We start from the raw sequence: 13,588 nt of genomic DNA, 5'->3' as shown, positions 1-13,588 counted from the left end.
TGTCCAAAAATAGTTTTGGATAGCCTTTTTTGATTTATAAAAAAGAGAACTATTTTCATTAAACAATTGGAATACGATGTATAAGTTCTGGTATTTAGGTGATTAACGAAAAGGATGTGCTCAAAAATATCTTTTAAAATAAGATAAGCTGGTTTTTCCTTGATATAAATAAAAAGAATAAAGTAGTTTTTAAAATAATACAAGTGTAGTTATTCTCTGTTTTTAGGCATTATTCTATTACTTAAACTTGTATTTTTGTTCCTACACTTAATTATTTTGATTTTCGTATAATTGGAAATGTCGTACTTTATAAATGTAATCCTTCCTATACCTCTTGATAAAGAGTTTACTTATTGTATTAATAAAAGTGAGGCAATTTTTTTGAAACCAGGAATGCGTGTAGCCGTTCAATTCGGAAAAAGTAAAGTGTATGCAGCTTTGGTTACCACGGTACATCAAAATGCACCTTTGATTTATGAAGCCAAGGAAATAGAACATATCCTTGATGAAACACCTATTGTTACTCAATATCAACTTAAACTATGGTCATGGATCTCTAACTATTATCTATGTACAAAAGGAGAAGTGATGCGAGCTGCATTACCAGGCGCTTTTTTACTGGAAAGTGAAACTATTATATTAAAAAATGATAAAGTAGAATTTGATGAATCTCTTTTAAAAGATGATGAATTCTTAATTTATGAGGCGTTACAGTATCAGAGTTTGCTTAGGATACAAGAAATAATGAATATAATTGGCAAGAAAAATGTACTACCAGTTATAAAACGCTTGATAGAGAAGAAAGTTATTACAGTTCAAGAAGAAATTTATGAGCAATATAAACCAAAAATAGTAAGGTACATAAGGTTAAATTCTGAATATACTAAAGAGGATTCATTACGAACTTTGTTAGATACGATGACTCGTGCACCAAAACAACGAGAGGTGTTGATGCATTTATTTACCTTACAAGCCAAAGCAACCAAGCCAATCAAGGTAAGTGAGCTAGTTGAAGTGTCAAAAAGTTCTTCATCTATAATACGTACATTAATTGACAAAAATGTACTGGAAGAATACCATTTGCAAACCGATAGAGTTCAGTTTTCTGGGGATATCAAAGGTTATACAAAACAGCTTAATGAGTATCAGGATAACGCTCTTCAGGAAATAAAAGATTCTTTTAAAGATAAAAGTGTATGTCTTTTTCATGGAGTTACTTCCTCAGGTAAGACAGAGGTTTATGTAAAACTTATAGAAGAAGCTATATTAGAGAATAAGCAAGTTTTGTATTTATTACCAGAAATAGCGTTAACTACACAGCTTATTTCTCGTTTGCAGGAATATTTTGGAGAAAAATTAACAGTGTATCATTCTAAGTATTCTGTAAATGAAAGAGTAGAGGCGTGGAATAATGTAAAAGAAGGAAAAGCTAAAGCACAGGTCATAATCGGAGCTAGGTCAGCAATATTTTTACCTTTCGTGGATTTAGGGTTGATTATTGTTGATGAAGAACATGAAAATACTTTTAAACAATATGACCCAGCACCGAGATATCATGCAAGGGATAGTGCTATTGTTTTGGCTAATATGTTTTCTGCAAGGGTAGTTTTGGGGTCGGCGACTCCAGCTCTAGAGACATATTATAATGCGCAACAAGGAAAATATGGGTATGTAAAACTTACTCGAAGATACGGTAATGTGTTGATGCCAGATATTAATTTGGTAGATATAAAGACAAAATATCGTAAAAAAGAAATGACAGGGCATTTTAGTGATACTTTATTAGCAGGAATTCACGAGGCTCTTAGGGAAGGTGAGCAGGTTATTCTTTTTCAAAATAGGCGAGGGTATTCCCCAGTGATAGAATGTAATACTTGTGGTCATTCTCCTCAATGTCCAAATTGTGATGTTAGCCTTACTTTTCATAATTATAAAAACCAACTGAGATGCCATTATTGTGGATATCATATGGCAATGCCACAAAAATGCATGGCTTGTGAGAGTGTAGATTTGACAACTAAAGGCTTTGGGACAGAGCAGATAGAAAAGGAATTAAAAGAACTTTTTCCGGATCATCGAATTGGTAGGATGGATCAGGATACCACAAGAGGTAAACATGGTTATGAAAAAATTATCAATAGTTTTGAGCAAGGAGATATTGATATTATGGTAGGTACACAAATGCTTTCTAAAGGATTAGATTTTAGAAATGTAAGCCTTGTTGGTATAATGAATGCTGATAACTTGCTTAATTTTCCAGATTTTAGAGCACATGAACGTAGTTTTCAGTTAATGCAGCAAGTAGCAGGAAGAGCAGGAAGAACCAAAAAAAGAGGCAAGGTATTGATCCAGACTTTTAACCCGTTTCATCAAATTTTACAACAAGTATCTATAAATGATTATACAGGAATGTATAAAGATCAGATAGAAGAGAGGCATCAGTATAAGTATCCTCCCTTTTATAAACTAATCAAAATAACAGGTAAGCATAAAGATTATAACAAGGTTAATGAGGCAACAAATTGGTTGGGTAGGTCTTTTAGAAATGTATTCAAAGAAAATGTTTTGGGACCAGAGTTTCCACCCATATCCAGAATACGGAATCAGTATCATAAAAACCTAATTATAAAAATACCTCAAGGGCAATCTTTGGGTAAAACAAAAGAAGTAATCAAAAAAATCCACAGTTCCTTTAAAAGTATAAAAGAATTTTCAGGGGTAAGAGTTGTGATTAATGTAGATAATTATTAATTGTTCAAAGCTTCAATCAAAGAATGCTTTTTATGTCGGCTGAGAGGAATTTTTTCATCAGCGATTTCTATATTACGGCTATTGTAACGCTCTACCTTATCTAGATTAACAATATAAGATTTGTGAATTCTTAAAAAACGATCACTTGGTAATTGTGCTTCAAAAGATTTCATAGTTGCCAAAACTACGATAGGGTCACCTTCTTCCATAATAAGTTTTACATAATCTCCTAAAGCTTCAACATACTTTAATTGATTAAGGAAGATTTTTCGCTTTTTAAGGTTACTTTTTACAAAAATATAGTCATCATCTTCTACAGCAGCATTTTCACCACCTATACGAGACATACTTAATGCTTTGTCAACAGCAGCATTAAAACGATCCTTCTTTAAAGGTTTTCTTAAGTAATCTACAGCATCATAGTCAAAAGCTTTAAACGCATATTTTGTTTTTCCGGTAACAAAAATGATATGAGGTTTGTTCTCCAAATCATCCAAAAGATCAAATCCAGTAAGGATTGGCATCTCGATATCCAGGAATAACAAGTCTACTTGTGTATCGAGTAAACCATTTTTTGTCTCAATAGCATTATTCCACTCGGCCACTAGTTCTAGTGAAGAATGTTCATCTATGAGCTTGACAATAGCTAGTCTTTGGAGGCGGGAATCATCTACTACCGCACATTTTAATTGAGATTGTTCCACTTGTATCGTGTTAGATTTCTGATTACAATATTAATGAATATATCTTATTTTAACAAACATTTTTAGCTTTTTATCGATAAAAATAGTGTTTCGTCGAAGTAAAAATAAGGTTTGAAAATTGAAAAAATAGTCTTACTTTTGCAGCCAATTTTAATTTAAACTTAGATTTATTATGAATCAATACGAAACTGTTTTCATCTTGAATCCCGTTTTATCTGAAGATCAGATAAAGGAAACAGTTAAGAAATACGAAGACATTCTTGTTTCTAATGGTGCCAAGATGATATCAAAAGAAGACTGGGGGCTTAAAAAGCTTGCTTACGCAATCCAGCACAAAAAAAGTGGATTTTATCACTTATTTGAATACCAAGTACCTGGTGAGGCGATTAACGCTTTAGAAGTTGAGTACAGAAGAGATGAGCGTGTGATGCGTTATTTAACTGTGCGTCTAGACAAGCACGCAATTGCTTGGGCAGAAAAGAGAAGAAATAGAAACAAACAAAAAGCTTAATTATGTCATCTATAGAACAACAAGCTAAAGGAAAAAAAGATGGAGAGATCAGATATCTTACTCCTCTTAATATAGATACTACAAAAACTAAGAAGTATTGTCGTTTCAAAAAATCAGGAATCAAATATATCGATTATAAAGATCCAGATTTTTTAATGGCATTTGTAAATGAACAAGGTAAATTACTACCTCGTCGTCTTACAGGAACTTCGTTAAAATATCAGCGTAAAGTAAGTGTTGCTGTAAAAAGAGCAAGACATTTAGCTTTGATGCCATACGTTGGTGATTTATTAAAATAAAATTCGTCATAACATATTATGGAACTTATATTAAAGAAAGACGTTGAGAATCTAGGATTCGCAGACGATGTAGTAGAAGTTAAGAATGGTTATGGTCGTAACTATTTGATACCTAATGGGCTTGCTTTGTTGGCAACTCCTTCTGCAAAAAAGGTACTTGCCGAAACTTTAAAGCAACGTGCTTTTAAAGAAAAGAAAGAAATCGAAGATGCAGAAAAAGTAGGTAAGAAACTTAGTGGGTTAGAAATCAAAATATCTGCTAAAGTAGGATCTGGAGACAAGTTGTTTGGTTCAGTTTCTAATGCTGATGTTGCTGCAGCATTCGCTAAGCAAGATGTAGAATTAGAAAAGAAGTTTATTACTGTACCAGGTGGAACAATCAAAAGATTAGGACAGTATGAGGCTACTGTTCGTCTTCATAGAGAAGTAATTATTCCTGTTGCTTTTGAGATAGTGTCTCAAGGTAAATAAGAAGTATAACAGTTAATAACTGTTTTATAATATTAAAAAAATCGCTCTTTTGAGCGATTTTTTTGTTTTATTTTTAGTTGTAACAATTAATTAACTTAAAAGCATAACTATATGAAAAGAATTATTTTAGTGGGCATTGTATTAATTGGATTTACAATTAATGCCCAGATTACTACATCTAATATTTCTGGGGTAGTATATGATAACAGTAATCAGGAGCTACCAGGAGCAAGTATAGTTGCAGTACACCAACCGACAGGCACCCGTTATGGCGGGACAACAAATTTTGATGGTCGTTTTGATTTAATTAACCTTAGAGTAGGTGGACCATACAGGGTAACTATAAGTTATTTGGGATTTAAGAAGCAACTGATAGATGATGTTTTTCTTCAGCTAGGTCAAACTTTTAATATAGATGTCGTTATGATAGAGGATGATAATCAATTAGAAGAAGTGGTTATAACATCAAAGGGAAGTGGTTTATCCAGTGTCTTTAGTAGTGAAAGAACTGGAGCTGAGACAAGCATTGGTAATAGAGAGTTGAAGACCTTACCTACCATTACTCGTTCCGCGGCAGATTTTTATAGGCTAGAACCAACAGCATCCAGTAATGGATCTTTTGGGGGTAGAAATGATCAATTTAATAATTTTAGCTTAGATGGTTCTATTTTTAATAACCCTTTTGGATTAGATGCAGCTACTCCTGGCGGGCAGACCAACGCCCAGCCAATATCCCTAGATGCAATAGATCAAATACAGGTATCTACTGCGCCTTATGACGTTACTCAAGCAGGCTTTACAGGTGCGTCGGTAAATGCTGTGACAAAAAGTGGAACCAACCAATGGAAGGGGACTATATATGGGTTTTATAGAAATCAAGATATGACAGGAGATAAGGTTGGGGATGATGATATTATCGTACCTGATTTAACACAAGCTCAGTATGGAGTAAGTATCGGAGGACCAATTATTGAAAACAAATTATTTGTTTTTGGTAATTTTGAAAAAGATGATAGAGAAGATCTAGGATCAAATTTTCTTGCTGCAAGAGCAGGGTTGACTGGAGCTAATGTGTCTAGGGTATCTGCAGAAGATTTAGATTATGTTTCTCAACAATTGAGTGCTTTGGGTTATGATACAGGGGCATATGAGGGATATACACATGATACCGAATCTACAAAAGGAATTCTTAAACTAGATTGGAATATTAATGATAATCATAGGGCAGCAATAATTTATAATTTTTTGAATGCATCGAGGGATTTACCTGCAAACAGAGAAGCTATTGGGCGTAGAGGGCCAGATCTTACAACGCTACAGTTTAAGAATTCTGGGTATCGCATCAATAATAAAATAAACTCTTTTCTAGTAGAACTGAATTCTAATTTTGGAGGAAATGTATCTAATAAGTTTCAAGCGGGATATACCTTTTTTGATGATAGTAGAGATCCCTTTTCTGCTCCTGCACCACCAATTAATATTCAACAGGATGGAGTGCGATATATTGTAGCGGGGCACGAACCATTTTCGATAAATAATAGATTAGAGCAAAAAGTATATCAGATAACTAATAATCTAAATATTGTAACGGGTAATCATACGATTACCATAGGAGGGTCATTTGAACGGTTTGAATTTGATAACTCATTTAATTTGGGAGTATTCGATTATGGTGGAGATGCTGATTTGGGACATGGACCTGTGAGTACTTTTTTTGATGCTTTTCAAAGTGTAAGAATTAACCCGGCATCTCCAGGAACCAGTTTTGAAGATGCTATTAATAATGGAACAATAGCAGCGGCTTTGGCTAATGCACAGAATGTGTTTGATGCTAACAATGCTGCGGGTAGTTGGGCACTGGCAGAAACGAATGTAGGACAATTAGCTTTTTATGCCCAAGATAAGTGGAAAGTAGATGATAAACTTACATTAACATTTGGTTTGAGAGTTGATCAGCCTTTGTATTTTGATACAGAAGATAAAATTGCAGAAAATATAGAAAGAGGAGCAGGAGGGACATTTCCTGATGGAAATTATCAACCGGGAATTACATATTTTGATGAAAATGGAACCCCTCTTAATTTAAACAGTCTGGATTTACCTACAAGAAGACTGTTGGTCTCTCCTAGATTTGGATTTAATTATGATATAAAAGGGGATAAGACGTTTCAAATTCGAGGAGGAACAGGAATATTTAGTGGACGCTTACCATTTGTTTGGATAGGAAATCAGGTAGCAAACCCTAATTTCTTTTTCTATACGACTTCAGCACCAAATTTCAAATTTCCTCAAGTATGGAGAAATAGCCTAGGTGTAGATTATAGGTTCAAAAATGGAATTGTAGCCTCAACTGATATTATTTATACTCAGGATGTAAATGCCCAAATGGTGAGGAATTATGGTTTAGGTACGCCAAAAGGGGCGTTGAATGGTGTTGATAACAGGCAGGTTTATTTGGCTTCTGATAGAGCGCTTAATGAGTTTGGAGGACCTACAAATGCTTATGTGTTTACAAATACTAACGTTGGATATTCTTTTAACTGGTCATTTAAGTTACAAAAGAATTTTAATAATGGCATATTTGCTAGTATAGCATATAATTTTTTAGAAGTAGAAGATGCAAGTTCGCTAGATGCCGAGATTTCGAGTGATGCATTCGATAGAAATCCAGCTTTGGGGAATGTGAATAAAGCAGTAAGTTCTACTTCTCGTTATGGAGACAAACATAGATTTGTAGGGCAGATCAATAAATCATTTAGTTATGGTAAAAACAAACAATGGAAAACCTCTTTTGGTGCTTTTTATGAGTATGCGCAAGGAGGAAGGTTTTCTTATACATATTCTGGAGATATAAATGGAGATGGATCCCCTTTGAATGATTTGATTTATATACCTACTCAGAGCGAGTTAGCAACTTATACTTTTAGTGGGGTGTCTTTTGATGAAAGAGAAGCGCAAAGAGCGGCTTTTGAAGCGTATATAGAACAAGATGAATATCTAAGAGAGCGAAGAGGAAATTATGCCGAGAAATATGAAATTTTAAGTCCGTGGAGAGGTCGATGGGATGTTAAATTCTTACAGGATTATGATATAAAGGTTGGAGATGGAATCAATACGATTCAACTTAGTTTGGATATATTAAATTTTGGTAATTTGCTTAACTCAGATTGGGGTGTGATAGAACTACCCGTTAATGATCAGCCTATTGGTGTTGGATTTGCAGATGGAGCACCTTTGGATCCTATTTATACGTTTGATACTTCTCAGACAAAAACTTTTGCAAATGATTTTAGTCTGGACTCAAGATGGCAGGCGCAGGTAGGATTAAGATATATTTTTAATTAATAAAACTGTTTTCTCATAAATATTACAAGAAGAGGTTGTTTGAAAAGTATACTAGTAAAGCAGCCTCTTTTTGTTTATATCTATTGGTTGATTAATCGATAGATTAATATAGCAGTACGTTTGGTTAATGCTTCAAAAGTGGTTAGATCCAAGGTTTCTTCTGGAGTATGTGCTCCTGTTCCCATGGTACCTAATCCATCTAAACAGTCTACGTATTTGGCAACAAAAGAAGTGTCTGCGGCACCACGCTTTCCCGGATCGTACGCTTCAACTATTCCTTGATCTAGATCTATACTAACTTCATTTAGCAACTCTAGTAATTTTAGGTTACCTGCTGTGGGCTGCATTGCGGGGTAGCTATCTTTAAAGGTTATTTCGGCAGTGGTATGAGGTAGGTTATTTTTAACAATACTTTTCATTTCAGCGCGAACTCTTTCTTTTTGCTCTTCAGAAATAAAACGTAGATCACCTTTTGTAACCACAGTTTGAGATACAACATTGTTTTTTCCAAAAGCATCTCCTTTACTTGTTTCATCATCAAATTTTATATTTGTTCCTCCTAGGATTATTCCTGGATTAAAGGTTAAAAATTCTTCTCCTTTAATTTCGTTATAAAAAGAATTTAAGATTCTGGAAGTTTCAAAAATGGCACCTGCTCCAGTATGCTCGCTAAACACTCCAGAAGAATGAGCTCTTTTGCCTTTAACTTCTAGACTCCAGCTAGAAGAGCCTCTTCGTGCAACAGTAGCATAGTTAAAACCTGTGGAGGTTTCGAACCCTAAAGCTATTTCACTTTTTTTGGCTGAGTCAATTAAATCCTTTCGGCTTATATCTAATGGCTTTCCGGTACTTTCTTCATCACCAGTAAAGGCTACTATTATTTGCGCATCGTTTAACAGGTTGTTTTCGTATAGCGCTTTTAGTGCATACAAGACGATTACATTGCCGCCTTTCATATCATTAGTGCCAGGACCATATGCAATATCACCACTTACTTTAAACTGCTGAAAAGGGCTGTCTTTTTCAAAAACAGTATCCAAATGCCCAATAAGCAATATTTTTTTTCCTTTATTCCCAAAAGTTTCTGCAAACAAATGCCCAGAACGATTAACTTCAGGGGGCATTTCAATCCATTTTGTTCTAAAATTGATAGCGTCAAACTGCTCTTTGAACACCATGCCAACCTCTTTAACACCTTGGTGATTCATTGTCCCGCTATTGATGTTTACTACTTTTTCCAAAAACAGAATAGCAGATTTGTGATTATTCTCTATAGAGGTAATGATTTTTTTTTCTGCTTTAGATAATTTTTGAGCGTTCATGATAAAAGTAGTCAGGAGAAATAGTAATGTATAAGTGATTTTTGTTGCTAAAGAGGTGTTCATTTTTTGTAATATTTTGCTTAAAAGTATAAAAATAAAAACTTTGAGATACGCTAAGTTAAAAATGATTTATTACCGTTAGAATACTCTAATTACTATTTTATAATCACCTTTTTATAACTACTTTTGCAGTCAATTTTTTTTAAATGAAATATCTAAGATTAAGTAAAGAGCAACTAGAAGAGTTGCATGTAGAGTTTATTAATTTTTTGGCTACGCAATCTATTACAGCAGATGAATGGAGTGATATTAAAGCCAATAAGCCACATGTGGCAGAAGAAGAAATAGATATATTTAGTGATTTGGTGTGGGAAAAAGTACTTACTAATGCGCAATATTTGGAGCATTTTTCTAAAAACCAGATACATCTTTTTGAATTGAAAGAAGATGAAATGCATCTTATTGCTATAAAGATTAATGATACTACAATTGATTTAACTACAAAGGATGGTTATAGTTGGTTAAAGGAGAACTTATTAAATGATGAAGTGGTGTTTTATAATGCTTCTAAAGTATACGGGGAAGATAAAAACCTCGATAAGTTTAAAATTATCCAACAAGGAGCTAATATTACCAAAGGAGAGTTGTATCACTTTTTTGATAAACTAATTAAAAACAAAGGATAATCTTATTATTCATATCTTAAGGATTCAATAGGATCTTGTTTAGCAGCTTTTAGTGCAGGGTATAGTCCTGAAACAACCGCAATAACAAAAGAAATGGTAGTTGCAGCGATAATAGCTAACCATGGTGCACTAAAAGCAAAGCTTAATGCATAAGCTATTCCTCCACCAATAGCAACCCCTAAAATAATACCAGCCAGACCCCCAATTTGTCCAATGATTAAAGTTTCCATAAAAAACTGACCTGCTATTGTATGTTTTTTAGCGCCTAAAGCCTTTCTAACCCCAATTTCTCGCGTTCTTTCTGTAACAGAAACTAACATGATATTCATTAAAGCAATCGAGGAACCTAAGATGGTTATAATGCTGATTATCCATGCTGCATAATATAGATATACAGTAATACTTGCTATTCTATTTAATAAGTCATCACTACGCTCTAGACCAAAATCATTTTCTTCAATAGGGTTTAATCCTCTGATGTTCCTAAATGTAATGATTGCTTCATCCATAGCTCCTTCTATGAATTGTTTGTCATCAACACGTATACTAATGCCATAATTGATATTAGGAAGAGTAAAGATTGATCTTGCGATCTGTAAAGGGATAAGAACACGTAGATCTTGATTATTTCTAAAAGTAGCTCCTTTGCTTTCTAACAATCCAATAACTTTAAATTTTACACCTCTGATGCTGATGGTTTTTCCTATTGGGTTTATATTGTTTTTAAACAAATTCTTTTTGAAATCCGCTCCAATTAAACAAACGTGATTATTGTTCTCTACATCAAAAAAAGTAAAATTTCTACCTTTATCAATTTCGGTTCCCGTATTCTCGAGGTAATTTTCATTTATACCTAAAACAGAAACCTCGGGATAAGTTTTTTCATTTTCATATTTTACCTCTGCATTGCGTGTACCCGTAAAATGAATTGAAGTTTTGGAGAAGGGATATTCAAACTTGTCTTTGAACTTCTTTACATTTCGATAGCTGATAATTGGATTTATTTTTTTCTGATCTCTATTATTTCTGGTATTGAATTCATAACGCTGTATATTGAAGGTGTTTGCTCCCATTGAAGCAAAATCTCCTGAAATTGTATCTTCCAAAGCCCCTACCAATGTAAGAATCCCAACTAGTGAAGTAATACCAATAGCGATAATTAATATCGTAAGAATTGTTCGTAGAACCTGACCCTTTATAGAATCCATTGCAATTCTGATATTCTCTCTAAAAAGTGAAAACATAATAATTTTTGATAAGCGTTATTTATAATAGGACTCCAAAAGACGTTTAAAGTTACTTAAAAAACTATATTTTTTATTGCCAATAGTGAAGGTCTTTATCCTTTTTTAGATATTTGCAGCCTGAAAATAACTAGTTGTGATGAAGACCAGATCGAAGATTGGTATATTTAATATTGAAATCCAGTAAACTAACTAGTTTCGATCATAAGATACAAACAGATAATAATGGCACAAAAACCGTCAATACCTAAAGGAACACGTGATTTTTCTCCTGTAGAAGTTGCAAAAAGAAATTATATAATTGATATCATAAGAGAGCAATTTCGATTGTTTGGTTTTCAACCTATTGAAACACCAAGTTTTGAGAATAGTAATACTTTGATGGGAAAGTATGGAGAAGAAGGTGATCGTCTGATTTTTAAAATATTGAATAGCGGGGATTTTCTTAATAAAGTAGATGACGCTTTATATGAAGCTAAGGACAGTGGGAAAATAACACCTAGCATTAGTGAAAAAGCACTTCGTTATGATCTTACTGTACCATTTGCACGGTATGTAGTGCAACACCAAAATGAAATCGATTTCCCATTCAAAAGATTTCAAATTCAACCAGTTTGGCGAGCAGACAGACCACAAAAAGGAAGATTCAGAGAGTTTTTTCAATGTGATGCTGATGTAGTTGGTAGTAAATCTCTATTACAAGAAGTTGATTTTGTAAAACTGTACGATAAAGTGTTTACAAAACTCAACCTAAAAGGAGTAACTATTAAAATGAACAACCGAAAAATTTTGTCGGGTATTGCTGAAGTAATAGGTGCAAGTGATAAACTGATAGATTTTACAGTTGCTTTGGATAAGTTGGATAAAATTGGAGAAGATGGAGTGAAAAAAGAAATGCTTAATAAAGGAATTTCTGAAGCCGCTATAGAAAGTGTAAAACCATTATTCAGTTTCGAAGGAAGCACAACCGAAAAAATTGATAAGCTACGCAGTATGCTAGTTTCTTCAGAAGAAGGGACACAAGGTGTAAATGAATTAGAGTATATTATTAATACCATTAAAGAGGTTCCTTTGGAAACGGCAATTTTGGATCTTGATGTTACTTTGGCAAGAGGATTGAATTATTATACTGGGGCGATTTTTGAAGTTTCTCCTCCAGAAACAGTGAAGATGGGATCCATTGGTGGTGGTGGTAGATATGACGATCTTACAGGTATTTTTGGATTAAAAGATATCAGTGGAGTTGGTATATCTTTTGGTTTAGACAGAATTTATTTAGTACTAGAAGAGTTGGGTTTATTTCCAGAAACAGTGCTACCTTCTACAAAAGCCCTATTTATAAATTTTGGAGAAACTGAAGCGTTATATTGCCTAAAAGCTGTTAATATGCTTAGAGAAGACAAAATAATTGCCGAGATTTATCCTGATAGCGCTAAAATGAAAAAACAAATGGGATATGCAAATAAGAGAAATATCCCTTTTGTGGTGTTGGCAGGTACTTCTGAGATAGAAAATAATACATTTACCGTCAAGGATATGCAAGCGGGTACTCAAAAAGAAATGGATTTAAAGGAGCTAAAAGGGCTTTTACGATAATTTTTTTGTTACTTTTAAAATAAAATATATTACTGACGTTACTATTTATAACGCTAAACAAACTATTTATATTCTTAAAATCAAAATTATGAAAACCCCCATTTTAACTATTTTTCTTTCCATTATGGTGTTGTCGGTGATATCTTGTAAAAAAGATCCTAAATCTGACAAACTTGAAGTGGTAGAAGAGGTAGTTCAAGATTCAACCATTGTGATTGCAGAAGAGGTTGTAGAAGAAAAAAAGCCTGTAGTTAAAAAGAAGAAAAAAACTACTAAAAAGAAATCTACAACAAAGGATAAGACCCTTCGTATACCTGGGACTTTTGATTCGACAGATAATTCTTATGTGAAAAAATATGTAAGAGATTATGAACGTTATGTATCTAATTATAAAAAAGCAGTAGAATCAAACGATATGGATTCTTTTCTTAAACTTAGCGATGCCAGTAGTGACCTAACCAGACAGTATAGTCGTCTTATGAATATACTTCCTGGAGAAGAAATAACAAAACTAAGCGAGTATATGCAGGTTAAATCAGAGCAATTAGCAAAACTGTCTGATAGTATGTAATACTACTTTACTAATAATTAAGAAGCCATTTCAATTTTATTTGAGATGGCTTTTTTTGTTACTGTATAAGTAGAAATTTTTAGTAAAA

Annotated in this window: 11 protein-coding genes; 8 read left to right on the top strand and 3 right to left on the bottom strand. The window is 33.4% G+C overall.

From position 1 onward, the window contains the following. Positions 1–297: 297 nt before the first annotated feature. Positions 298–2,751: a replication restart helicase PriA gene (gene priA / locus C1X07_RS04060; RefSeq protein WP_103068663.1), complete on the top strand. Its 2,454-nt coding sequence runs from the start codon at positions 298–300 to the stop codon at positions 2,749–2,751. Here the strand turns inward: priA and C1X07_RS04055 are convergent. Then, positions 2,748–3,455: a LytR/AlgR family response regulator transcription factor gene (locus C1X07_RS04055; RefSeq protein ID WP_103068662.1), complete on the bottom strand. Its 708-nt coding sequence runs from the start codon at positions 3,453–3,455 to the stop codon at positions 2,748–2,750. The genes priA and C1X07_RS04055 overlap by 4 nt on opposite strands. 172 nt (positions 3,456–3,627) lie before the next feature. On the opposite strand from C1X07_RS04055, the gene rpsF reads away from it, so the two are divergent. From rpsF to C1X07_RS04035, 4 genes are all read left to right on the top strand, one after another. Next, positions 3,628–3,966, top strand: coding sequence for a 30S ribosomal protein S6 (rpsF, locus tag C1X07_RS04050; RefSeq protein ID WP_024769054.1), 339 nt, complete (start codon positions 3,628–3,630; stop codon positions 3,964–3,966). Further along, positions 3,966–4,265: a 30S ribosomal protein S18 gene (gene rpsR / locus C1X07_RS04045; RefSeq protein ID WP_189457518.1), complete on the top strand. Its 300-nt coding sequence runs from the start codon at positions 3,966–3,968 to the stop codon at positions 4,263–4,265. The genes rpsF and rpsR overlap by 1 nt, the downstream gene beginning before the upstream one ends. An 18-nt stretch (positions 4,266–4,283) precedes the next feature. Continuing rightward, positions 4,284–4,736 carry a 50S ribosomal protein L9 gene (gene rplI, locus C1X07_RS04040; RefSeq protein ID WP_103068661.1) on the top strand — a complete coding sequence of 151 codons (453 nt, stop codon included), beginning with the start codon at positions 4,284–4,286 and terminating at the stop codon, positions 4,734–4,736. 111 nt (positions 4,737–4,847) lie between these two features. After that, positions 4,848–8,081, top strand: a complete 3,234-nt coding sequence (locus C1X07_RS04035) for a TonB-dependent receptor (RefSeq protein ID WP_103068660.1) — start codon at positions 4,848–4,850, stop codon at positions 8,079–8,081. Positions 8,082–8,161: 80 nt separating this feature from the next. On the opposite strand, the gene C1X07_RS04030 is transcribed toward C1X07_RS04035, so the two are convergent. Then, positions 8,162–9,466, bottom strand: a complete 1,305-nt coding sequence (locus tag C1X07_RS04030) for a M20/M25/M40 family metallo-hydrolase (RefSeq protein ID WP_103068659.1) — start codon at positions 9,464–9,466, stop codon at positions 8,162–8,164. 143 nt (positions 9,467–9,609) lie between these two features. Here C1X07_RS04030 and C1X07_RS04025 point away from each other — a divergent pair, with 143 nt between their 5' ends. Further along, the gene (locus C1X07_RS04025; protein WP_103068658.1) at positions 9,610–10,089 is read left to right on the top strand and encodes a DUF6495 family protein; all 480 of its coding nucleotides are present in this window, start codon (positions 9,610–9,612) and stop codon (positions 10,087–10,089) included. Between the two features lie 5 nt (positions 10,090–10,094). On the opposite strand, the gene C1X07_RS04020 is transcribed toward C1X07_RS04025, so the two are convergent. After that, a complete protein-coding gene (locus C1X07_RS04020; protein WP_103068657.1) occupies positions 10,095–11,333 on the bottom strand; it encodes an ABC transporter permease in 1,239 nt (412 codons plus the stop codon). A 225-nt stretch (positions 11,334–11,558) separates the two neighbouring features. On the opposite strand from C1X07_RS04020, the gene hisS reads away from it, so the two are divergent. Both hisS and C1X07_RS04010 read left to right on the top strand, forming a co-directional pair. Next, complete coding sequence (hisS, locus tag C1X07_RS04015) at positions 11,559–12,929, top strand: histidine--tRNA ligase (RefSeq protein WP_103068656.1); 1,371 nt, start codon at positions 11,559–11,561, stop codon at positions 12,927–12,929. An 88-nt stretch (positions 12,930–13,017) separates the two neighbouring features. Next, positions 13,018–13,500, top strand: a complete 483-nt coding sequence (locus C1X07_RS04010; protein ID WP_103068655.1) for a hypothetical protein — start codon at positions 13,018–13,020, stop codon at positions 13,498–13,500. Positions 13,501–13,588: the final 88 nt, after the last annotated feature.

Origin of the sequence: Aquimarina sediminis (genome assembly GCF_002895435.1) — a bacterium.
GTDB lineage: Bacteria > Bacteroidota > Bacteroidia > Flavobacteriales > Flavobacteriaceae > Aquimarina > Aquimarina sediminis.
Note: the sequence above shows the minus strand (reverse complement) of the source record. Positions and strands in the feature narration are given on the sequence as shown.

Excerpts from the sequence above, each read along its gene's own strand:
- priA (WP_103068663.1), top strand. The coding sequence starts at position 298 with ATGTCGTACTTTATAAATGTAATCCTTCCTATACCTCTTGATAAAGAG.
- rpsF (WP_024769054.1), top strand. The coding sequence starts at position 3,628 with ATGAATCAATACGAAACTGTTTTCATCTTGAATCCCGTTTTATCTGAA.
- rplI (WP_103068661.1), top strand. The coding sequence starts at position 4,284 with ATGGAACTTATATTAAAGAAAGACGTTGAGAATCTAGGATTCGCAGAC.
- C1X07_RS04035 (WP_103068660.1), top strand. The coding sequence starts at position 4,848 with ATGAAAAGAATTATTTTAGTGGGCATTGTATTAATTGGATTTACAATT.
- C1X07_RS04030 (WP_103068659.1), bottom strand. The coding sequence starts at position 9,466 with ATGAACACCTCTTTAGCAACAAAAATCACTTATACATTACTATTTCTC.
- C1X07_RS04025 (WP_103068658.1), top strand. The coding sequence starts at position 9,610 with ATGAAATATCTAAGATTAAGTAAAGAGCAACTAGAAGAGTTGCATGTA.
- C1X07_RS04020 (WP_103068657.1), bottom strand. The coding sequence starts at position 11,333 with ATGTTTTCACTTTTTAGAGAGAATATCAGAATTGCAATGGATTCTATA.
- hisS (WP_103068656.1), top strand. The coding sequence starts at position 11,559 with ATGGCACAAAAACCGTCAATACCTAAAGGAACACGTGATTTTTCTCCT.
- C1X07_RS04010 (WP_103068655.1), top strand. The coding sequence starts at position 13,018 with ATGAAAACCCCCATTTTAACTATTTTTCTTTCCATTATGGTGTTGTCG.